This is a genomic window from Lysinibacillus sp. NPDC056220 (assembly GCF_049315265.1).
Lineage (GTDB): Bacteria > Bacillota > Bacilli > Bacillales_A > Planococcaceae > Lysinibacillus > Lysinibacillus pinottii.
The window spans coordinates 243118-264019 of record NZ_JBMOXD010000001.1; the positions used below are offsets into that span (position 1 = coordinate 243118).

Here is a 20902-nt window from a genome sequence, read left to right on the forward strand (position 1 = left end):
AAGGTGAGTGAAGATGGCTACTATTTTGGAAATACAAAACGTTTGTAAACAATACAATGGGAAAACAATTTTAGATCATGCATCGTTTTCGATTGCGGCCAATGAAATTATTGCGCTTGTCGGAAAAAACGGTTCTGGAAAAAGCACTTTACTCAAAATTATTGCGGCGTTTATTAAACCAGACAGCGGTAAAATTGTGGCGCATAAAACCTCTCTAAAAGTCGGCTATGTCCCAGAAGTCACCCCTTCAAATATTTTATTTACACCACAAGAATATCTTTATCATATGGGCCGGATTCGAGGTATGCCAAAAAGGCATCTTTTGCAAAAGATAGAAGAATTGCTTGATATGTTTCAATTAAAAGAGTCGCAAAATACAAGGATCGTCCACTTCTCTAAAGGAATGAGGCAAAAGGTAATGATCATGCAAGCCATGCTAGAAGAAACAGATTTATTAATAATGGATGAGCCATTGTCAGGGCTAGACGCCAAAGCACAAAATGATTTCGAACAAATATTGGCTACAGTAAGAGATAAAGGACTAAGCATCATCCTAACTTGCCATGAAACAAAATTACTCGAAAACCTTGTCGATTCAGTTTTGCTTATTCAAAAAAATCAAATTATTCATGCAAAGGAATTGACTAGCTATCCTGTGAATCGACTACTATTTGACATTGCAAGTTTAGCATTACTAGATGAAATTTTACCTTTGATGGATATCCAACAAAAACGACCTTTAGCGAATGGGCATTTCGAAATAGTAGCAATTGTACAGACAAAGGATTCAGATCAAATATTGCTAAAGCTACTACAAAAAAATGCCTCTATTAAATATTTAACTAATGTACATCACAAAAAAGAACAATTTTCTTCTCATTTTTAATAGGAGGTATTGAAAAGGATGGGCAGTTTATTGCGCTATCAATTGATCAATTATTTAAGAACCTATCAATACGTACCACCTTTTACTATTTTTATCCTATGTCTTGTCGTTAACTATACCTTTGTTCCTAATCCTATATTAGATAGCTATTCATTTACATCACTTATTCTATTCTTTTTAATGGGCTGGTTTACTGTTACGTTATTTCATGCAGAGGATGAGGGACAAAAGATGATTACTACTCTTCATGCCAAAAGTCCAACACATTACAATATGGGAGTTTTCATTATTTGTGGTTTAATTGCTTTTAGCTTAAGCTGCGTTTCTGTCTTCTATCCGATTCTAATTGATGCGTTTTTCGAAACACCCAAACCATTACATATAGTATTAGGTTTCTTGTCACACTTTAGTTTATCGATTCTTGCTATTGCACTCACTGCCTTGTTCACAAGAGAACTTGTAAAAAATAAGCAAAATACTTGGTGGGGTGTCATAAGTATCCTAATTATTTCTGTCGTTATCGCTACTTTAAAAAATAATATACAAGCTAGTCTCCTGTGGCTACTACCACCTGTTCATTTTTCACTAGAAATAATGAGTGTAGGTGATCAACTTGAAGTAGTCCCTAACGTATTTTACTGGCACTATGCTTGGATAATCATTTACGCGTCCCTTATCATTACTTTATTTTTCTTCCTCGTTAACCGAAGAAGAAAATGATTCTCACTTTTTATGAAGGAGAGATAATTTCATAAAGAACATCAATATGCTAATTGTGGAGGACGAAAATGATATTGCCAATATTATAAAGGATTACTTAAGCGTTCATCAGTTCCATTCACATATTGTAAGAGCTGCCCATGAAGCTATCCTTTATTTGCAAGAGTCCGCTCCAGATTTCGTAATCCTTGATCTTTCTCTACCCAATTGTGATGGGATCGACATATGCCGTAAAATCCGTGAACATAGTAATGTGGCGATACTCATTTTGAGTGCTAGAAGGAGTGTTACCGATAAAGTATTGGGACAAGGATTCGGTGCGGATGATTATATGACTAAACCATTTTCACTAAGTGAGCTAGTGGCAATTACCAATGCCCTAAAGCATACCTCCACTGGAGATACTATAACTATTACTATTTATATCGAGTATCAAACACTCTATATGCTTCCGGAAGAAATGCCCTTTATTTTCGAACGTTATTTTAGAGGTCGCCAGCCCGAAAGAGAGTCCGCTATTAAAAACGAAGGAGCGGGGCTAGGGGCTATCTATTTGTCTATTATGAAGGAACACCATGGTTCCATTTCATAGCAAGCACAGGGAAGGTACTACCTTTATTCTCACACTCCCTATCTCGTAAAAGACTCCCATTTTAGGTAGTCTTTTTATCGTTCATCGTACTTTTCCGATATGCTAAACAGAATGAAAGGGTAAGTACGCTACCAAAAAATGAATCGATGATACGGACAACCCATACTCCATAGCTGCTTAAAGGAATGCCATTGATTAACTGCCAAAGACTTACATAAACAAACGTTAATAGTGCTAGTACACTCCAAAAAGTAATTTTTTTCTGAGGAGATACGGCCGACACTTTTTTATGTTTAATCAAAGATGCCCTGTAATACATATATCCCAAAATAAGCGAAATGCCTAACAATGTACTTCCATGTTGTAAAAATTTATATATGGGAATTGGAAAGCCAAATAAAGTAAATGTTTGAGAAAGAAAACGAAGATTGGTCACCATAAGCCCATTTTGATGTGTAAATGAATCCCATATGACATGGGTTAGCATACCTAGTAATGCTGAATAACTAAAAACAATGATTTTCCAAGTTTTAGTCCCTGCCTTTTGATAGCTATTAAAATCCTGTAAAAATTCTGGTAAATGGCTCATGATTGGCTGATGGATAAACCGTTGATAAATCAAGTAGATTACTAGAACGAGTGGAAGATTGAATAAAAAGAACCCTGTAAATGTATGACCAATCTCCCCTATTGGCCGTCCCCTTAAAAAGTATTCGAAATCTGGAGCCATACTACCTAATACCAAGGCAGAAAAATGAATATATTTACTTTTCCGAGAAAAAGGTAGGACCGCCGCTGGATGAGCAAATGTTAATGGCAAAACTTCCATCTCCTTTTATGACATCTTTCAGATTATTACAACGTTTTTTAGTTGAAAAGGTTACTCCGACTGTATGAATTTATTAATAATTTCATAAGGACCTACTAATCATCACATATAACACTAATGAAAATATATTAAAAGGAGGATTACTATGGAAAAAGAAGTATTGATACGAGCCCCAAATGTATGTAAAACCTATTCAACTGGTAGCAGCAATGCCATGCCATTAAAAATATGAATATTGATATTTACGCTTGGCCCCTACTCATTAGGGGCTCCTTTTATCGATTTCTGGAGGAACCATACTTCACTAAATATTTTCTTCCGATAGCACGACAATATTATTTTTTCGAAGTAAGGCAGTGGTTACGCCTTCCCCAACTATTTTAGTCCCGTTAAACTCGCCATTATAAATCGCTGCACTACCGCAGGATGGGCTATTTTCCTTTAAGACGACCTGAGTCGCCCCCACCTCTAGCGCTTTCTGTAAGGTCGCATACGCTCCCTTCAGATACAGCTCTGTGACATCACGGCCAGACCTTTCAATAACGGTAGCTTTGCCATCAAGAACATCTTCTCCATTTCCGCCCACAATTTCAGCAGGCTCACGAGGTGTTGAAAATCCTCCCATCAGCTCTGGACAAACGGTGACAGCCTTTTTCTCTAACACTAGCTTTTGTACACTATCATCTAGACAGTTCGTACCGTTATAACGAACATTTAATCCTGCTAAACAAGCACTTATTAAAATCACTGCCTCCCTCTCCCTCCATGATGATCGTCTGTATGAATAACATCATTTTAACATGCGTTCCTGGAAAATGACTAAGTGACCTAGCATTTTCTCTGATACAATACTTATCAAAGCTGTTCTAAAATAGGGATTAACCATCGATTTAACTTTCTAAGAAATTGATAGGGAATTTTAAAATAAAGAAGAAGGAGTAGATTTTCGTGGAATTTACGATTTGTTTTCTAAAAAAAGGGGAGCACATCCTATTACTTAATAGAGATTATCCAACTTGGATGGGCGCATGGAATGGTGTAGGTGGTAAAATTGAACAAAATGAAACACCTTTAGCTGGTGCCCTACGAGAAATTAAAGAAGAGACAGGTATTACGGTTGAGGATATTACTTATAAAGGTAAAATAACATGGACCGATGGGGTCATTGATTATGGCTGTATGTATGCGTTTATAGCAGAGATTCCTGATTCATTTACATATATTACACCGATAAAGGTTGCAGAGGGCATTCTTGATTGGAAGGAGCTTTCTTGGATTTTCCACCCTGAAAATGTAGGCATTGCGGATTTAAAGTATTATTTGCCTACAATGCTTAATGAACCAACAAACTACGAATACATCTTTACTTATCAAGACAAAAAATTAGTCAATATCTCTTCAACACCCATTGAACAAACATCTAAAATATAATAAATAAGCCTCGTCATTGTAAAAAGTACATGACGAGGCTTGTTCTTATGGTCTTGTCTGGGCTAATCGCATTCGACACATTGACCAACATAACGTTGTATGCTGTATTTCATCATGGATATCCCATAGACTATCTACTGCTCTCAATTCGACATTACGTTCTAGCAATGCACTACATATATCCTCGATTTCAAATAACGCAATAGGAATTTGAGCTGTTTCGCTAACCAAATAGCCAGCATTTTCATCTTGTAACGTAAACCCTTTTCTCTCAAATTCATATAGGTACAGTCTTGTATTTTTCAATACCTCTAACCACTTGCTTTCAATCACTACTACATGAGGAGCTATTGCGAGATAATGCTGTCTGTCCTGCTCTGTAGTTTGACTCCCAGCATGAAAACAAACACGCGGACAATCTCTGGGAGTTAAATAATTAGGCAAGCATCTCTCGTTAATTGCCCATACAAGACCTTTGCTTGCATCTAAATCTGGTCGCTCAGGTATACGAGGATGGAAAATCGTTATCGTAGGGTCTTCGCTAACATGAAATAATCTCACGGACTCTGCTCCTTATTTTTTCAACTTAAATACAATAAAATCAGCACAATGCAAATCTTCCTCAAATTGAGGATACTTCTCTAGCATCTCTTGTGACGGTCTAGGCTCTACAATTTTTTCTATATGAAAGCCAGCTTCCGTAATCGCTTCCACATAGCTTGTTAATGTGCGATGAAACAATACAATAGGTGGGTCAGCAGCTAGTTGTTGATATACGCCTTCATAAAAGTAACGTTGTACCTTCCAATACTGTTGCTCCAGCTGCTCATGTCTAATCCATCCACTATTTGGTGTAACAAAGCATGGATGCAATATTGAAAAAATAAAAGTACTATTCGGCTTTAAAAGGCGATACATCTCACGTATTGTAGCACGATAATCCTCTAAATCTTGAAGAACCATATTCGAAACGATACGATCAAATTGGTTGTCTGCTAAGAAGGCTAAATTTTCACAATTACCATGAAAAAATTGGACCGGCAACTGCTGCGGTGTTCTTTCCATAGCAATGTCTAGCATTTTTTGTGAAAAATCAACAGCCGTTACGATAGCCCCTTTTTTCACTAGTATTCTACTTAAATATCCTTCGCCACACCCCGCATCTAATATATGCTTTCCATCCACCTCTTCCAGTAAAGAAAAGATAGTAGGGTTTAATAGTACTTCGTGATGAATATCACCATACTCATAATAATTAGCCGTATACCTTTCCGCATATTGATTCCAACGTTCAATGGCTTGCTCTGTATTCATGAAAATACCTCATTTCAATGTTAAATCGTAACGTTACGTCCCTTGTGCACTTGTCTATTTTTTCATATAAAGAAAAAAAATTATAGACTTTTTTTTATTTTTTTAATATCATGTAGATAGAGGCACGCCTTCTTTAAGTAAATGACTAAAGCCAGAAATCAATATAGGATTTCTGGCTTTTATGCTTTATATAGAAATGGTATGTTCAGCAACTGTTTCCTTTTTAATGGTTAGCCATCTTCCCACTAACATCACTAGTAACGCCAAAAAGACGATGATACCCGCAAAGACTAGTGCAGCCTTATAGCTATTATAAATATCGACCAACTGTCCGGCGACAATCGGTCCAATTATTTGTCCAAACGCATAAAACGTTGTTAGTAATGATACAACAAATCCACTCTGTGTAGGAAAAAGTTGTCGTGCATAGGATGTAGTCAGTGTCACAATACCTACAAAGGTTAGACCGAATAAAAATGATGCTAGCAATACACTCCATACGGTTTGTGAAAATACAGGTAACAAGATGCCTATTACTTGAAGTATGTATGCCACAAACAAAATTTTTATCGCTGAAAACTTCTCTAATAAGATCGTCCACACAGGTGCTGATGGGATGGCGGCTAATCCTACAACGACCCAGCTATACGAGGAGTATGCTTGGAGAGAAGGAATATTGTGAATAATATCAACTAAAAATGTACCCGTGATAATATACCCAAGTCCCTCAAGTCCATAGGACAGGATAAGCCATGGCATAAAGCCCTTTGTCATTTTCGTATTCGAAGATTTTGCTCCTTTTAAAGTATCCTGAACCTCTAAACCTCTCCATAAAATGGTAGTAATCAGTAAAAAAACAATTGATAGTATGCCTAGTCCTACCCATGTTCCTTGCCATGCAAGTCTCTCTTCAATAAGAGGAACGCATATACCTGAAATGGCAATCCCTAGCCCTATACCACTAAATACATAGCCCGACCATCGGGATAGTGAGTGTTTCGCCAAATAATCCATGACAATACTAGACGTTAGAACAAAAATGAGTCCACCTGTAATACCAGCGATTAATCGAAGAATTAACCATATACTATACACCTCAATCAAGCCCATTAATCCAACTGATAGGACATTAAAAATAACACTTGCCATTAAAATTTGTTTACGCTGACGATGAATAAAGCCCGCCCATAGTGCCCCAATGAAATAGCCAATATAATTACTTGAAGCTAAAAACCCAGCAACTTCTAAAGAAAATCCTACATCCTGTCGCATAAACGGTAGGATCGGCGTAAAAGCAAATCGACTAATCCCCATAGCGATGACGAGTAATAAAATTCCTCCGAAAACAATCCCCATATGTTGGCGATTCATAGTGTCCCCCCTTTTCCCCTATTGTAATTAAAAGGATACCGAGCAAAAATTAATAAATCTAATATATAATGTATATAAAAGCATAAAAATAATTTATAAAAGGTGTGTCTATCATGAATCTACATGCACTGCGGTTATTTACAAAGGTAGCCGAACTCAATAGTGTTTCCAAAGCTGCGCAGGCCCTTATGATTAGTCAGCCCGCTGTAACCATTCAAATTCGAAATTTAGAAAAAGAACTAGGTTTAACATTGCTAGAATCAAAAGGTAGAGGTATTACATTAACTCAAAGCGGCACCTTTTTATATAAGCAAGCACAGCGCTTATTTGATTTAGAAATAGATATCGAAAATAAAGTACAACAGTTAAAAAGTACAGGCCATGAGGAATTACAAATTGCTTCCACACATGTACCCTCTCATTTTTTATTACCTAAATTATTGGCTCATTTTAAACAAGTCTACCCAACTACCCATATTCATTTAAAAACAGCTAATTCACAGCAAGTAATAGAAGAGTTACTCCATTATAAAGCAGATTTAGCCTTTATTGTTAAAGAAGATGGTCATCACCCTGATATTCATTATCAATTTCTGATGAATCTAGATTATTGGTTTATTGTGCCATACAATCATTCATTAGCTGGGCAAACGGTTTCTCTTTCAGAACTCATGCAACAGCCCTTTGTCACAAGAGAAGACGGTAGTTCCACAAAGGAATACTTAAATGCATTATGTAAAGTATATAAGATTCCCCCACCTAAAGTAGGACTACAGCTAGATGGAATCAATGAGTCGATTCATGCTATTGCAGCTGGTTTTGGGACGATGCTAGCTCCATCTATTGCTGCATCCAGCTTTATCCAACAGGAACAAATAGCACGAGTGTTTATTAAAGAGATTGACATTCAGCGTCCAATTTATCTTTGTACACGAAAAAATGAACAACACCATTCAGCTTCTTTTAATCACTTTCTTCATATCATTAATGAAACGATTTCTTAAAGAAAAAGCACTCTAGCATCAAAAAAGAGTGCCTTTTTTTGTATCCTTCAGCGTCCGTAAAAGCTCTAAAAATGTAGGCTAAGACTTGATCTCTCTTCTTACCACTCCATATTATTATTCGTTTTTTTATAGACTTAATAGTTTAAATAGCCTATAATAATCCGTGTTATTATCAATAAACGAACATTAAGGTGGTTTTTATGGCTGAATATACGCAAATTTTTAAAGGAACGGCTTTTACTAGTACATCTGCTACTGAAGTTCAGATTTTAAAAGATTATTTATTTTTCATTAATGCAGATGGCATGATTGAAAAAACAGTCTCTCCTGAACATGCTGATTACCAACAACTATTAACTACATACCAACACCATAAACATTTTCATCAATTAGATGAAGGTCAATATTTCTTACCAGGATTTGTCGACTTGCATGTACATGCACCACAATGGGCGCAATCTGGTACAGCTTTAGACATACCACTTTATGATTGGCTGAACACATATACATTCCCTATCGAATCAAAATTTTCGGATTTAGCATTTGCCCAAGAGGTCTACGAAGATTTAGTGAGCACACTCCTTGCTAACGGCACAACAACATCCTTATATTTCGCGACAGTTCATAAAGAGGCTAGTATTCTTTTAGCAAAAATTTGTGCTGAAAAGGGGCAACGAGGATTAGTCGGAAAAGTGGTGATGGATGACCCTGAACAAAATCCTCATTTTTATCGAGATGCTACTACACAAACAGCGCTTGCTGATACAGAAGCATTCATTTTAGCTGTTAAAGATTTAGCAAAGACAACTAAGCAAGGTGTATACCCAGTTGTCACTCCTCGCTTCATTCCAAGCTGTACCGACAATGCTTTAAAGGGCTTAGGGGAATTAGCAGCAAAATACAATACACATATCCAATCTCACTGTAGCGAAAGCGACTGGGAACATGGCTACGTCAAGGAAAGATTCCATAAAAATGATGCTGAGGCTCTCCATGATTTTGGTTTATTAGGCGAAAAATCTGTTATGGCCCATTGTAATTTCCTAAGCGATGATGATGCACGTTTATTTGCTGAGACAGGCACAGCTATCGGTCATTGCCCGATTTCTAATGCCTATTTTGCAAATAGCGTTATTCCTATTGCCCGCTTCCATGCACTTGGTGTTGATATTGGATTAGGTTCAGATATATCAGGTGGATTTTCCCCTAGCCTTTTCGATAATGCAAGACAGGCAGTCATGTCATCGAGAATGCTTGAAGATGGTGTAGATACAGCAATTGTAGCCAACAAACGTGGTGTTCCAAATTCACGTATTACGATTAATGAAGCCTTTTATCTAGCGACAGCTGGTGGCGGGGAAAGCTTAAGTCTTCCAATTGGCCGTTTACAGGAAAATTATACATGGGATGTACAAATCATTGATACAAAGATCCATTCTGCAAAGCTTCCAATTTTCGATAGCCAAGAAGCATTACACGATATTTTCCAAAAAATAATGTATCTTGTTCGTCCAGAGAATATTCGTGAGGTTTGGGTCCAAGGAAATAAAGTTCATTCAAGGGACTAATGATTTACTAACTGTCTATATTAAAAATTTATTCATATGAGGTGCACATCTTCGTGGAAACGCAACATAGCCAACTAACTAATACAACGAAAAAAACAACACAATTAACCGTACTTCCAGATGAAAAAGTCTCGATTGGTCAATCAGCGCTACTAGGTTTACAGCATGTCATGGCAATGGATGTTTACGTTGTCCCATTTTTAATCGCCATGTTAATTGGCTTACAAACTGGTCAAGCCAGTGCATTAATCCAATCAACCTTTATTGCTGCTGGACTTGCAACTATTATACAAACACATTTCTGTATGAAATTACCGATGGCACAAGGTCCTTCCTATGTTCCGTTAGGAGCCATCGTTGGTATTTACGCTGCAAGTGGCAGTGGTGATTTAGGTTGGAGCACAATATTAGGTGCAAGCTTAATTGGGGCCATTTTAGTGATTATTTTAGGTTACACAGGTATCTTCAATAAAATTGTACAGACATTTATTCCGCCCATTGTAGGGGGAACAATTATTTTTGTTGTTGGTTTATCCTTAATGCCTGTCGGTTTAAGCGATAATATTTTTAATGGGGCAGGTGCATCCATTGAACAAAATATTTATTTAGCGTTAATTTCAGCAGTTGTCCTAATCATTTGTGTAATGTTTGGTACAGTCTTCCATCAAAAGGGTCGCCTATTCCGTATTGGCTCCGTTATTATTGCTTTAATAGTCGGTAGTGTTGCTGCAAATATGATGGGAGTTTTAGATTTATCAGCTGTATCACAAGCAAAATGGTTTAGTATGCCACAAATTCCATTCGCGGATTTCAGCTTTAGCTTTAATATTTCCGCCATTATTACAATGGTCATTATCTATATTGTCTTAATGGCGGAAACAACTGGCACATGGTTTGCCATTAGTAATGTCATCGACAAACCTTTAACGGATAAGCAAATTAATCGCGGTGTTGTTGGTGAAGGGATTGGCTGTTTTATTGCTTCTTTACTAGGTTCTACACCTGTAACTGGTTACTCTACAAATGCAGGGGTTATCTCCATTACAGGAATTGCTAGTCGTCGCGTATTTATTGCTGCGGGTATTTGGTTTATAGTTTTTGGTTTCTCTGGTAAATTAGCCGCACTCATTTCAGCGATTCCCTCGGCTGTCATTGGAGGAGTGTTTGTCATTGTATGCGGCATCATTGCTATTAGTGGTCTGCAGGTAATGAAAAATGAACCTATTGGCGAAAAGGAAATGTATGTGATTGCTATTCCAGTCATTTTAACGTTAGCGTTGACATTATTGCCAGATGATTTCTTGTATTCATTACCGACAACTGTTCAATATTTATTGGGCTCACCAATTGCCACAGCTGCAATTGTAGCCATTGTCCTCAATAAACTATTACCACGCTCAAAATAATCAACCAATTCATGCACAACCCTCTTTTTACATTGGAAGTGGGGGTTGTGCATATTTAATTTTTCAAAAATTTCTGTTTCATTTTCTAACAATCTGTTATACTTGAGCAAAAAAGTAGGGATTATTATGGTATATGATGTCATTATAGTTGGAGCAGGCTCTATGGGGATGGCGGCAGGTTATTATTTAGCAAAGTCTGGGAAAAGTGTTTTAATGCTGGATGCTTTTGATCCCCCTCATGAGGAAGGGAGCCATCATGGAGAGACAAGAATTATTCGATTTGCCTATGGTGAGGGAGCTAGCTATGTACCTTTCGTTAAACGAGCTGGGGAGCTATGGCAGGAGCTCGAATCTTTAGCAGATGAGAACTTATTTTTACAAACTGGGGTAGTAAATATCGGAGAGCCAACTTGCAGCTTTATTCAAAACGTAAAAGCCAGCGCTACCCTTCATGAATTAGCACTCGAACACTATTCAGCAGCTGAAGCCATGAACAAGTGGCCTGGATTATCTTTACCAGCCAATTTGGTAGCATGCTTTGAGCCGACAGCTGGGGTCCTTCGAGTTGAAGCATGTATTAGAGCCTATAAAAAGCTAGCCTTGCAAGCTGGGGCACGCTTACAGATAAAAGAAAAAGTTGTTGGCATCCAAGCGGGAGAAATTGTGCAAGTTCAAACGGCCAATCAAGTCTATGAGGCAAAGCATTTAATTGTCACTGCTGGGGCATGGGCAACTGAGCTACTTCAAACGCTGGACATCGCCCTTCCTGTTACACCAACGCGAAAAACCTTTGCATGGTTTGAAGCGGATGAACAGCTTTATAGTAATGAGGTCTTTCCAGCCTATTGCTTTGAATTCGCTGATTCCTCTTACTATGGCTTCCCAAGCATTGATGGTGCAGGACTAAAGCTAGGTCGACATGATGGCGGCGAAGAAATAAATCCAAATAAACCTCTTCATCCATTCGATGACCATGATCGTGCAGATTTACAACATTTCATTCAGCAATTTATGCCTCAGCATGGAGCATTAAAATACGGGAAAACGTGCAAATATTCCATGACGCCAGACGAAGATTTCATCATCGATTTCTTACCTACTCATCCAAATATGATAATTGCGGCAGGTTTTTCAGGTCATGGCTTTAAATTTAGCAGTGCCGTTGGAGAAGCTCTCGCAGAATTAACATTACATGGTAAATGCAAGCAGGATTTAACACGCTTCCAGCTTAATCGATTTTATTAGTTTTGAATACATGTAGAAAACAATCAATAGCCGGCATTAAATGGATGCTTCATCATAAAAGCAGAGTGGAACGTAAGGCGGCAATTCCAATTGTGGAAATAAGCGACGTTACTTTATTTCATTCTCTATCAATTTAATATTTTATTTTTATTAACCTAAAAAGAACCCCAAACATGTAACTTTATCAATCACTATAATTTGGGGTTCAACCATATTAAAAATCTTACGCTTCAATCAGTGCTAAAAAATCCTGCCAATGATGCAATCTTGGTAACTCAACATGCTGATTATAAGATTGATTTTTTAAAATTACTTTTGTTTGTATATTGTGAAGTGTCTCCAGTACTGCTGGTTTATCATCTACATAAACATCTAAAGCAAGCTCTTTTATAATCGCTACCTTCTCGGCATCTTGCATCCCACAGAAAAAATGGCCCTCTTTTATCGGAAACCCCTGTGCTTCCATCCATTCTTTTGTTTGCTTACAAAATTGCTTAGGCCGAGAGGTAATGTAGTAAATATCATGACCATGATAAGCTAAAGCTTGCAACATTTTTAATGACCCTTCAAAAGAAGGACAGTTCGTAAAATAAATCTCTTCTAATGAACTACTCCACATCGCTGCGCCCTCTGCATCTGATAAACCAAAAGGCTCATGAATTTCTACTCTTTTTAGCGTATGAAAAATATCAATCGGAATATTTTTCCCCATTTTTTTATTGTAAATGGCAAAGGCATGTGCCCGTAAATCTATCAGTGTATCATCAATGTCAAAACCAAATTTCATTAGATGTGTTACATCCTTTCATGATGCTCTATTTAGAAAATGAGCAGAAAAAGTTTGTTCTCTCTCTATTTGTACTGCTAAAACATCCTCAATAGCTTGCTCTCGCATATGCTGAAAATCTTGAACATTAAAATGAGCTAATGAATCTTTATTTAATAGAGATGCCAAACAATCCGCATCTTTTAGCGCACTGTTCAAGCCAAATGCTCCTGTTGGTGTCATCGTATGAACCGCATCGCCTAAAAGCACAAGACCCTTCGTGCCCCAACAGTTACAATGACAGCTGAAAACATCTAACAGCACAAAATCTTTCCAAGACCGAATGTGCTCCTTTACAGGCTCAGATAATGCAGGGAATTGCATCGTAAGCTGTTGGATAAAAGGTGTAAATGATTGTTTTCGAAGCTGTGGATAGCTCCCTTGTTCAATATTCCATCCAATTTGAATAAAGCCACCAACTTGCGTGAACAATGATAATTGCTTATCTCCAATTAATGCCATTTTAATAGAAGGCTCCCAGCCTGAAGGTGCAGGAATTTTAGCCCATAGCAAGTCAAAGCCATGTTTTTGTTTTTGAACATCAATATGTGCCGCCTTACGAATCGTTGAATAGCGTCCATCAGCACCAATTATTAATTGGCTATCGACCTTTATGGTTGTTCCATCTTTTATGGCGATTACGCCTTTATAATAACCCGACGCGTCCTGGATAAGCTCCGTTACCTTCGTATGTAGCAGACAAGTAAAATGAGAAAATAGCAGCGCTTTTTCTAAAATCCCCTTTAATAAATTAGCTTGAGGAACATGAATTCCTAGATGACCTACTATGTCATTAGGAAAAATGGTTTTAAAGGCCTTACCATCTGCGTAATATTCTAGCTTTTCCATGCGTAATAAGCCAAGCGACTCGACTGCTTCGAAAAGTTGATGACTTTTTAAAACAGCCTCGCCTTCTTCATTTAAATGTTCACCACGAAAAGACTTTCCAAGATCCGCATTTTGTTCTAGTAGGATGACAGATAGCCCTTTTTTGACCAGTAAATAAGATAAAAGTGCACCTGCTGGTCCAGCCCCTACTATACAAACATCCGCTTCATAGTTCAATTTTCTTCACCTTGCTTTGGATAAGCAATAATACATAAATCCTCGCCTATCTTATCAAATGAGGCAAATTCAACCTGCCATGCCTCATTCATTAAGGAGGGATTAGAGCCCGCAAAAGGGGTTAATGATAAATTCCCTCCTAGAACCTTTGGCGCTATATAAATCACATATTTGTCAATGGCACCTCGCTGTAAAAATGAAGCATTCACTTTACTACCACCCTCTAGCAAAATATCTGTAATGCCATGCTCATAAAGTCTTGCAAGCATTTCATCAATATTTAGCCCACGTTCGTCCTTCTCTATCGGTAAAACTGTGAGACCTTTATTTATCAATAAATCGATCTTTTCTTGGCTAACATCATTGCTGCAAACAAGAATTGTTGGGGCTTCTTCCGTATTCAACACATTCGCATCTAGTGGTGTACGTAATAGACTATCCATAATGATACGTGTTGGATTTTTTCCGTAGCCCTCGCTTAATCTTGTTGTTAATGATGGATTGTCAGCGATAACTGTACCAACACCAACTAGAATACCATCTACCTCATGGCGAATACGGTGGACGTCCTCACGTGCAGCCTTACCTGTTACCCATTTAGAATGACCTGTATGCGTAGCAATTTTCCCATCTACAGTCATCGCAAATTTTGAAATAATAAACGGTCTTTTAGTGAGCATGTTATGGATAAAGCGTTCATTTAAACGACGTGCTTGTTGCTCCAAAACACCTACCTCCACTGTTATACCTGCATCACGCAACAATTGAATGCCACGACCTGCTACAGTAGGATTAGGGTCTTGCATCGCAACCACAACTCGACTAACGCCAGAATCCTTCACTAGATTCGCACAAGGAGGCGTTTTACCAAAATGTGAACAAGGTTCAAGCGTAACGTATAGTGTAGCATTCTGTGCATGTTCTCCAGCCATACGAAAAGCATGAACTTCTGCATGTGGTTCGCCTGCTTTTCTGTGTAAACCAGTGCCTACAATAATGTCATTTTTGACAATTACCGCCCCGACAAGTGGATTAGGGTTTGTATTACCTTTTGCACTAGCTGCTAGGTCTAGAGCTAGTTGCATGTATTTTTCGTCTTTAGTAGTCATGGTCGCCACCTCCACTTATTGTTTTTCTCGTAAATGTCCAGATTTTTCAACCTTCGTTTCCAAATAAAAACGATTCGTTTCCGTTAAGCCACCCCATAAAGGAACATGCCCTTCTGCCGCCAAGCCACGAGCCTGTAAAGCAGCCAATTTTTTAGGATTATTTGTAATAAGTGTCACAGGTTTTGCGCGTAGTGTTGCTAATACCGCAAGTGCTTCTTCATATGAACGAGTATCGTCAGGGAAGCCAAGTGCATGGTTTGCTTCTACTGTATCTAGCCCTTCTTCTTGTAATAAATAAGCGAGTGATTTCGAGAATAATCCAATGCCTCGCCCTTCATGATCGGCTAAATAAAAAATAGCTCCACAGCCGTGCTCTACAATCATTTTCATAGATTCATGCAATTGATAGCCACAATCACAGCGCTGACTGCCAAATATGTCACCAGTGTGACAAATACTATGCATGCGGATTAAAGCATCCTCTGAATGGGTAAAATCACCATATACAAGAACTGATGATTGCTGTAAGAAAGCCAAATTGGCTGTAGCTAAGCTATCAATGATTTCTTCTTTTGATACATTCACATCTACTGTAAGCCAGTTATACCACTGAAAAGTAGCAGAAAAGTCACCTTGTTGAACGGGCAAATTGACAGGACCAACTAGGCAAATATTTTCTGTATTCGTGTGCTTTATAACTGTCATTTTATCTTTCACTATGTCCATAATTTTAGTAGTAATTGTCATATTAATCTCCAACCTTCTATAGGAAACAGTTGGTTAAACCACCAACTGAGCACATGTATTTTCACACCACTTACATAACGTAACTTAGTTTATAATAATAACTGAAAAGTGTCAAACAACGGCTACTATCCTATTATTTTTAATAGTAGATACAAAAATTTTAGCATTACTTTTTCATCATATACTACTAGCTTATGGAGATGCTATTTTTTCTGTGCAGGCTAGTCTATAATAAGCTGTGGTACCTGTAATGACGAAAGGAAGTTTAAAATGAACTTAGAAAAAACTGTTCAACTAAAGCAGCCAAAATATCAACAAATTGCTATCGACCTTGCCTCCAAGATCGTCGAAAGAAAATACCGCATCGGCGATAAAATATATGCTAGATCATCTCTTGCAAGTCAATATAATGTGTCTGCTGAGACTGCTAGAAGAGCAATCGCTGTTTTACAAGACTTAGAAATTGTAGAGGCAACGAAAGGTAGCGGTGTCATCATTAAGTCGTATGAAAAAGCAGCTCATTTTGTCCGACAGTTTCATGACGTTCAATCGATTCATGAAATACAAAGTGAGCTTCTGACAAGTATTCAAAAGCAACAGCATGAATTAATAAATTTACAAGACAAAGCAAAGCAGCTAATTAGTCGTACGGAGCATTTCCGTTCAGTAAATCCATTTATCCCTTATCAATTAGAAATGACTGCGGAAAGTCCATGCATTCATCAAACTGTACAAGCCTTAAATTTTTGGCAAAATACATCAAGTACCATCGTCGGTATTCGTCGTGGTAATGAATTATTACTATCACCTGGCCCTTATGTATCATTCGAAGAAGGCGACATTATTTATTTTGTGGGAAATGACGAAAGCTTCGCTAGAGTACAAGGCTTTTTATATCCCAATTAAAAACCGTTTAAGCGCTGATATCACAGCGTTTAAGCGGTTTTTTTCTTATTGGTCGGTTTGACAAAAGTAACAACCCTTTGTTACAGTAAGGTTGTTACTTGTTTATTTTTGGGTATCACTATCCTCATATAGTAATAATCTACGAAAGGAGTGCTTCTATGGAAAAATTAAAAGTAGAACACGTATCGAAAGTGTTTGGCAAACATATTCCCCAAGCACTAGAACTCGTCAAGCAACAAAAAAGTAAGACTGATATCTTAAAAGAAACAGGTGCAACTGTTGGTGTATACGATGCCAGCTTTACAGTAAACGAGGGAGAAATCTTCGTTATCATGGGATTATCAGGAAGCGGTAAATCTACATTAATACGGCTCTTAAACCGCCTTATTGAACCAACGAGCGGAAATATATATATCGATGGAGAAAATATTTCTAAAATGGGTAAAGAAAGTTTACGGACTGTAAGAAGAAATAAAATGAGTATGGTTTTCCAAAACTTCGGTTTATTCCCCCATCGTACATTACTTCAAAACACCGAATATGGCCTTGAAATCCGAGGCATTTCAAAGGAAGAACGCCAAGCAAAAGCAGAGCAGGCTCTTGAAAATGCTGGATTACTCGCTTACAAAGATCAGTATCCAAGTCAATTATCAGGTGGTATGCAGCAACGTGTTGGATTAGCGCGTGCTCTTGCCAATGATCCTGAAATTTTATTAATGGATGAAGCTTTTTCAGCATTAGATCCATTGATTCGAAAAGAAATGCAAGATGAGCTACTTGATCTACAACAAAAGGTCAAAAAAACAATTTTATTTATCACGCATGATTTGAATGAAGCATTACGCATTGGGGATCGCATCGCTATTATGAAGGATGGCTCTATCATTCAGATTGGTACGGGCGAAGAAATATTAACCAACCCAGCAAATGATTATGTCAAAACATTCGTGGAAGATGTGGACCGTTCTAAAGTATTGACGGCTGAAAATGTCATGGTGCGACCAGTGTATGTCAACGTAGATTTAGATGGCCCTAAAGTAGCGCTAAAACGCATGCGACAAGAAGCGGTTAGTTTACTAATGGCGGTCGACAAAAACCGACATTTACAAGGCTTTATTACAGCAGACGACGCATTAGCTTCAGCAAAGAAGCAAGAGCAAACCGTTCACTCCATTGTGCAATCAGAAGTGTTAACAGTTCCACCAGATATGCTATTACAGGATATATTAGGGATGATTTATAATTCACCTACTCCTATTGCCGTTGTAAAAGATGGTCGCTTGCTTGGTGTGCTGATTAGAGGCGTTGTCATCCAAGCACTTTCAACGAGTGATGAGGAGGCGGATGTACATGAATAATTTTTTAGATAATATTCCAACAATACCACTAGCTCCATGGGTAGAATCAGCTATGGACTGGTTGACGAGTAATTTTTCAGCGTTCTTTAACTCGATTCAGCAATTTGGAAAACTACTCATGAATCAGGTCACTGATTTGTTAAATAGTATCCCAGCCATTATTTTAATATTACTTGTCGTTGTTTTTGCCTTTTATGCAACTGGTAAAAAATTCGGACTTGCCTCATTTTCATTAATAGGCTTGTTGTTTATCTATAATCAAGGTCTTTGGACAAATCTGATGGAAACAACCACGCTCGTTATCTTTTCAAGTATTATTTCCATCATCATTGGTATTCCACTTGGGATTCTAATGTCGAAGTCTACAATCGCTGAAAGTATTATTAAACCAATACTCGATTTCATGCAAACAATGCCTGGCTTTGTCTACCTCATCCCAGCCGTTGCCTTTTTCGGCATCGGAATTGTACCTGGTGTCTTCGCATCAGTTATCTTTGCTTTACCTCCAACGGTACGTATGACAAACCTTGGTATTCGTCAGGTACCTAAAGAATTAGTGGAAGCCGCAGACTCTTACGGTAGTACAGCTAGTCAAAAACTATTTAAAGTAGAAATCCCACTTGCTAAATCAACGATTATGGCAGGTATTAACCAAACTGTCATGCTGTCCCTTTCTATGGTAGTCATCGCCTCGATGATTGGTGCTCCAGGTTTAGGACGTGAGGTCTTAACAGCCCTTCAACGTACACAGGTTGGGAATGGTTTCGTTGCAGGTTTAGGTTTAGTTATTTTTGCCATTATTATTGACCGTTTAACACAAAGCTTTAATAAAAAGAAAGCCTTATAAAATTAGTTTATTTTCTTGCCAAGAAGGCAGTTTAATAGATATAAATGATGGACAGAAAGGGAGATTAGATGAAACTGAAAACATTATCGAAATTAGGAATGGCCTTAGGTTTAGGCTTCATGCTCGCTGCATGTAGCGGAGAAGACTCTGGTTCTGGAAAAAATAGTGATTCTAAGGAGGTAAACTTAGCCTATGTAGAGTGGGATACTGAAATCGCCTCCACAAATGTAGTGGGGCAAGTCCTTGAAGATTTAGGCTATGATGTGACATTAACTCCTTTGGATAATGCCATTATGTGGGAAGCAGTTTCTAAAGGCGAGGCAGACGGCATGGTCGCTGCATGGTTACCACATACACATGAATCACAGTATGAAAAATATAAAGATAAATTAGATGAGCTTGGCGAAAACCTTGCTGGCGCCAAAATCGGCTTAGTTGTACCAAGCTATATGAAAGCAAACTCTATTGAAGATTTAACAGATGAAGCTGATCGAACAATTACTGGTATTGAGCCTGGAGCTGGTATAACAGCAGCAACAGAAAAAGCATTAAATGAATATGATAATTTAGCAGATTGGAATTTTGTTACTTCTTCGTCTGGTGCAATGACTACTTCTTTAGCTAAGGCTTTGAAAGATAAGGAAGAAATTATTGTTACGGGTTGGTCACCACACTGGAAATTTGCTAAATATGATCTTAAATATTTAGAAGATCCAAAAGGTGTTTACGGTGGCGAAGAAACAATCAATACTTTTGTTCGTAAAGGGTTAAAAGAGGATTTACCAGAAGTGTATTCAGTGTTAGACAACTTTCACTGGACAGCTGAAGATTTAGAAAGCGTTATGCTAGAAGTTATGGATGGTAAAGATCCAAAAGACGCTGCTAAGGAATGGATTGAAGCAAATCCAGAAAAAGTAGCTGAATGGACAAAAGATGTAAAAAAATAATGTAAACAAATGCACTTCCTTTGTTTCAACGGGAAGTGCATTTGTTATGCTTCTTTTATGACAAAATTTTCAACATGACGGCTGCTCCTAAAACAAGCACTATACAAACAATTCTTCTCCAATCCTTTGATTCATTAAAGAAGAACATTCCTAGCAAGGCTCCTCCAGCCGCACCAATTCCTGTCCAAATTGCATAAGCAGTACCCATCGGTAAGGTTTCCATAGCATACGCAAGTCCTGCAAAGCTTAATGTAAATGCAAATATTAATAATCCTAAGTTTTTTTTATTCTTTTCGTTATTATATTTACTAATCATATAGACACCCATCATCTCACATAGGCCTGCCATTATTAATGCCATCCATGCCATTATTCAGTCACCTCTTTTTCCTTCGGCTCTCCTGTCACAAGCTTTAAGCCTACAACCCCTGCCAATAAAACAACAATACATAGTATTTTTGCTAGCTTCCATGGCTCTCCAAACAGTAAACTATCCGCGCATACTGTGCCGGCTGTCCCCAAACCTACAAAAATCGCATATACCGTACCAACTGGTAAGTGCTCTCCCGCTTTAATTAGTAAATAAAAACTAACATAGATTGCAATTACAGTGCCTATCCATTCCCACACACCCGAAGCATGCTTTAAACCAATGACCCAGCCTACTTCAAAGCAAGCAGCGATAATGACACTTACCCAATGCTTATTCATAAAAAATCCCTCCATCTTAT

General features: G+C 37.9%; 23 protein-coding genes. 12 read left to right on the forward strand and 11 right to left on the reverse strand.

Annotation, left to right across the window (positions count from 1 at the left end; translation table 11 throughout):
• Positions 1-13: 13 nt before the first annotated feature.
• The 3 genes from ACOZBY_RS01180 to ACOZBY_RS01190 are packed head-to-tail and all read left to right on the forward strand — an operon-like array spanning position 14 to position 2198.
• The gene (locus ACOZBY_RS01180) at positions 14-886 is read left to right on the forward strand and encodes an ABC transporter ATP-binding protein (RefSeq protein WP_012293459.1); all 873 of its coding nucleotides are present in this window, start codon (positions 14-16) and stop codon (positions 884-886) included.
• An 18-nt stretch (positions 887-904) separates the two neighbouring features.
• A complete protein-coding gene (locus tag ACOZBY_RS01185) occupies positions 905-1606 on the forward strand; it encodes an ABC transporter permease (protein ID WP_422761299.1) in 702 nt (233 codons plus the stop codon).
• A gap of 46 nt (positions 1607-1652) precedes the next feature.
• Positions 1653-2198, forward strand: a complete 546-nt coding sequence (locus tag ACOZBY_RS01190) for a response regulator (protein WP_422761301.1) — start codon at positions 1653-1655, stop codon at positions 2196-2198.
• A 61-nt stretch (positions 2199-2259) separates the two neighbouring features.
• On the opposite strand, the gene ACOZBY_RS01195 is transcribed toward ACOZBY_RS01190, so the two are convergent.
• Positions 2260-3018 carry a DUF4184 family protein gene (locus ACOZBY_RS01195; protein WP_422761303.1) on the reverse strand — a complete coding sequence of 253 codons (759 nt, stop codon included), beginning with the start codon at positions 3016-3018 and terminating at the stop codon, positions 2260-2262.
• Between the two features lie 313 nt (positions 3019-3331).
• Positions 3332-3775: a DUF523 domain-containing protein gene (locus ACOZBY_RS01200; RefSeq protein WP_031419146.1), complete on the reverse strand. Its 444-nt coding sequence runs from the start codon at positions 3773-3775 to the stop codon at positions 3332-3334.
• A gap of 200 nt (positions 3776-3975) precedes the next feature.
• On the opposite strand from ACOZBY_RS01200, the gene ACOZBY_RS01205 reads away from it, so the two are divergent.
• Positions 3976-4458 carry an NUDIX hydrolase gene (locus ACOZBY_RS01205; protein ID WP_012293454.1) on the forward strand — a complete coding sequence of 161 codons (483 nt, stop codon included), beginning with the start codon at positions 3976-3978 and terminating at the stop codon, positions 4456-4458.
• A gap of 45 nt (positions 4459-4503) precedes the next feature.
• Here ACOZBY_RS01205 and ACOZBY_RS01210 read toward each other — a convergent pair whose 3' ends face one another.
• From ACOZBY_RS01210 to ACOZBY_RS01220, 3 genes are all read right to left on the reverse strand, one after another.
• Positions 4504-5019: a DUF6886 family protein gene (locus ACOZBY_RS01210; RefSeq protein WP_031419145.1), complete on the reverse strand. Its 516-nt coding sequence runs from the start codon at positions 5017-5019 to the stop codon at positions 4504-4506.
• 12 nt (positions 5020-5031) lie between these two features.
• A complete protein-coding gene (locus ACOZBY_RS01215) occupies positions 5032-5772 on the reverse strand; it encodes a class I SAM-dependent methyltransferase (RefSeq protein WP_012293452.1) in 741 nt (246 codons plus the stop codon).
• A 186-nt stretch (positions 5773-5958) separates the two neighbouring features.
• Entirely contained in the window at positions 5959-7143 is a 1185-nt protein-coding gene (locus ACOZBY_RS01220; protein WP_012293451.1) for a YbfB/YjiJ family MFS transporter, read from the reverse strand.
• Positions 7144-7256: 113 nt separating this feature from the next.
• Here ACOZBY_RS01220 and ACOZBY_RS01225 point away from each other — a divergent pair, with 113 nt between their 5' ends.
• From ACOZBY_RS01225 to solA, 4 genes are all read left to right on the forward strand, one after another.
• The gene (locus ACOZBY_RS01225; protein WP_031419143.1) at positions 7257-8147 is read left to right on the forward strand and encodes a LysR family transcriptional regulator; all 891 of its coding nucleotides are present in this window, start codon (positions 7257-7259) and stop codon (positions 8145-8147) included.
• A 200-nt stretch (positions 8148-8347) separates the two neighbouring features.
• Positions 8348-9715: a guanine deaminase gene (guaD, locus tag ACOZBY_RS01230; RefSeq protein ID WP_012293449.1), complete on the forward strand. Its 1368-nt coding sequence runs from the start codon at positions 8348-8350 to the stop codon at positions 9713-9715.
• 53 nt (positions 9716-9768) lie between these two features.
• Positions 9769-11121, forward strand: coding sequence for a uracil-xanthine permease family protein (locus ACOZBY_RS01235; RefSeq protein ID WP_031419142.1), 1353 nt, complete (start codon positions 9769-9771; stop codon positions 11119-11121).
• Between the two features lie 126 nt (positions 11122-11247).
• On the forward strand, positions 11248-12366 hold the full coding sequence (gene solA / locus ACOZBY_RS01240) for an N-methyl-L-tryptophan oxidase (protein WP_036161030.1): 1119 nt from the start codon (positions 11248-11250) through the stop codon (positions 12364-12366).
• A gap of 223 nt (positions 12367-12589) precedes the next feature.
• Here solA and ACOZBY_RS01245 read toward each other — a convergent pair whose 3' ends face one another.
• The 4 genes from ACOZBY_RS01245 to ACOZBY_RS01260 are packed head-to-tail and all read right to left on the reverse strand — an operon-like array spanning position 12590 to position 16113.
• Complete coding sequence (locus ACOZBY_RS01245) at positions 12590-13153, reverse strand: 5' nucleotidase, NT5C type (protein ID WP_012293447.1); 564 nt, start codon at positions 13151-13153, stop codon at positions 12590-12592.
• 18 nt (positions 13154-13171) lie between these two features.
• Positions 13172-14257, reverse strand: a complete 1086-nt coding sequence (locus ACOZBY_RS01250; RefSeq protein ID WP_031419138.1) for an FAD-dependent monooxygenase — start codon at positions 14255-14257, stop codon at positions 13172-13174.
• A complete protein-coding gene (gene ribD, locus ACOZBY_RS01255) occupies positions 14254-15366 on the reverse strand; it encodes a bifunctional diaminohydroxyphosphoribosylaminopyrimidine deaminase/5-amino-6-(5-phosphoribosylamino)uracil reductase RibD (protein ID WP_197223876.1) in 1113 nt (370 codons plus the stop codon). Before ribD ends, ACOZBY_RS01250 begins: the two co-directional genes overlap by 4 nt.
• 15 nt (positions 15367-15381) lie before the next feature.
• Positions 15382-16113, reverse strand: coding sequence for a GTP cyclohydrolase II (locus ACOZBY_RS01260; RefSeq protein WP_012293444.1), 732 nt, complete (start codon positions 16111-16113; stop codon positions 15382-15384).
• A 270-nt stretch (positions 16114-16383) separates the two neighbouring features.
• Here ACOZBY_RS01260 and ACOZBY_RS01265 point away from each other — a divergent pair, with 270 nt between their 5' ends.
• The 4 genes from ACOZBY_RS01265 (at position 16384) to ACOZBY_RS01280 (ending at position 20171) form a co-directional block, all read left to right on the forward strand.
• A complete protein-coding gene (locus ACOZBY_RS01265) occupies positions 16384-17019 on the forward strand; it encodes a TrkA C-terminal domain-containing protein (RefSeq protein WP_031419135.1) in 636 nt (211 codons plus the stop codon).
• Positions 17020-17177: 158 nt separating this feature from the next.
• Positions 17178-18377, forward strand: a complete 1200-nt coding sequence (locus ACOZBY_RS01270) for a quaternary amine ABC transporter ATP-binding protein (RefSeq protein ID WP_012293442.1) — start codon at positions 17178-17180, stop codon at positions 18375-18377.
• Complete coding sequence (locus tag ACOZBY_RS01275) at positions 18370-19224, forward strand: ABC transporter permease (RefSeq protein ID WP_008174570.1); 855 nt, start codon at positions 18370-18372, stop codon at positions 19222-19224. The genes ACOZBY_RS01270 and ACOZBY_RS01275 overlap by 8 nt, the downstream gene beginning before the upstream one ends.
• 68 nt (positions 19225-19292) lie before the next feature.
• Positions 19293-20171 (forward strand): glycine betaine ABC transporter substrate-binding protein, encoded by an 879-nt coding sequence (locus tag ACOZBY_RS01280; RefSeq protein WP_012293441.1) that lies wholly within the window; start codon positions 19293-19295, stop codon positions 20169-20171.
• Positions 20172-20226: 55 nt separating this feature from the next.
• Here ACOZBY_RS01280 and ACOZBY_RS01285 read toward each other — a convergent pair whose 3' ends face one another.
• The gene (locus ACOZBY_RS01285; protein WP_012293440.1) at positions 20227-20541 is read right to left on the reverse strand and encodes a DMT family transporter; all 315 of its coding nucleotides are present in this window, start codon (positions 20539-20541) and stop codon (positions 20227-20229) included.
• Positions 20541-20882: a DMT family transporter gene (locus ACOZBY_RS01290; protein WP_031419133.1), complete on the reverse strand. Its 342-nt coding sequence runs from the start codon at positions 20880-20882 to the stop codon at positions 20541-20543. Before ACOZBY_RS01290 ends, ACOZBY_RS01285 begins: the two co-directional genes overlap by 1 nt.
• Positions 20883-20902: the final 20 nt, after the last annotated feature.

What these genes read in the sequence shown, in the direction of transcription:
- ACOZBY_RS01275 (WP_008174570.1), top strand. Translation starts at nt 18,370, where the DNA reads ATGAATAATTTTTTAGATAATATTCCAACAATACCACTAGCTCCATGG.
- ACOZBY_RS01225 (WP_031419143.1), top strand. Translation starts at nt 7,257, where the DNA reads ATGAATCTACATGCACTGCGGTTATTTACAAAGGTAGCCGAACTCAAT.
- ACOZBY_RS01270 (WP_012293442.1), top strand. Translation starts at nt 17,178, where the DNA reads ATGGAAAAATTAAAAGTAGAACACGTATCGAAAGTGTTTGGCAAACAT.
- ACOZBY_RS01190 (WP_422761301.1), top strand. Translation starts at nt 1,653, where the DNA reads ATGCTAATTGTGGAGGACGAAAATGATATTGCCAATATTATAAAGGAT.
- ACOZBY_RS01220 (WP_012293451.1), bottom strand. Translation starts at nt 7,143, where the DNA reads ATGAATCGCCAACATATGGGGATTGTTTTCGGAGGAATTTTATTACTC.
- solA (WP_036161030.1), top strand. Translation starts at nt 11,248, where the DNA reads ATGGTATATGATGTCATTATAGTTGGAGCAGGCTCTATGGGGATGGCG.
- ACOZBY_RS01180 (WP_012293459.1), top strand. Translation starts at nt 14, where the DNA reads ATGGCTACTATTTTGGAAATACAAAACGTTTGTAAACAATACAATGGG.
- ribD (WP_197223876.1), bottom strand. Translation starts at nt 15,366, where the DNA reads ATGACTACTAAAGACGAAAAATACATGCAACTAGCTCTAGACCTAGCA.
- ACOZBY_RS01245 (WP_012293447.1), bottom strand. Translation starts at nt 13,153, where the DNA reads ATGAAATTTGGTTTTGACATTGATGATACACTGATAGATTTACGGGCA.
- ACOZBY_RS01265 (WP_031419135.1), top strand. Translation starts at nt 16,384, where the DNA reads ATGAACTTAGAAAAAACTGTTCAACTAAAGCAGCCAAAATATCAACAA.
- ACOZBY_RS01215 (WP_012293452.1), bottom strand. Translation starts at nt 5,772, where the DNA reads ATGAATACAGAGCAAGCCATTGAACGTTGGAATCAATATGCGGAAAGG.
- ACOZBY_RS01290 (WP_031419133.1), bottom strand. Translation starts at nt 20,882, where the DNA reads ATGAATAAGCATTGGGTAAGTGTCATTATCGCTGCTTGCTTTGAAGTA.
- ACOZBY_RS01185 (WP_422761299.1), top strand. Translation starts at nt 905, where the DNA reads ATGGGCAGTTTATTGCGCTATCAATTGATCAATTATTTAAGAACCTAT.
- ACOZBY_RS01280 (WP_012293441.1), top strand. Translation starts at nt 19,293, where the DNA reads ATGAAACTGAAAACATTATCGAAATTAGGAATGGCCTTAGGTTTAGGC.
- ACOZBY_RS01260 (WP_012293444.1), bottom strand. Translation starts at nt 16,113, where the DNA reads ATGACAATTACTACTAAAATTATGGACATAGTGAAAGATAAAATGACA.
- ACOZBY_RS01285 (WP_012293440.1), bottom strand. Translation starts at nt 20,541, where the DNA reads ATGGCATGGATGGCATTAATAATGGCAGGCCTATGTGAGATGATGGGT.
- guaD (WP_012293449.1), top strand. Translation starts at nt 8,348, where the DNA reads ATGGCTGAATATACGCAAATTTTTAAAGGAACGGCTTTTACTAGTACA.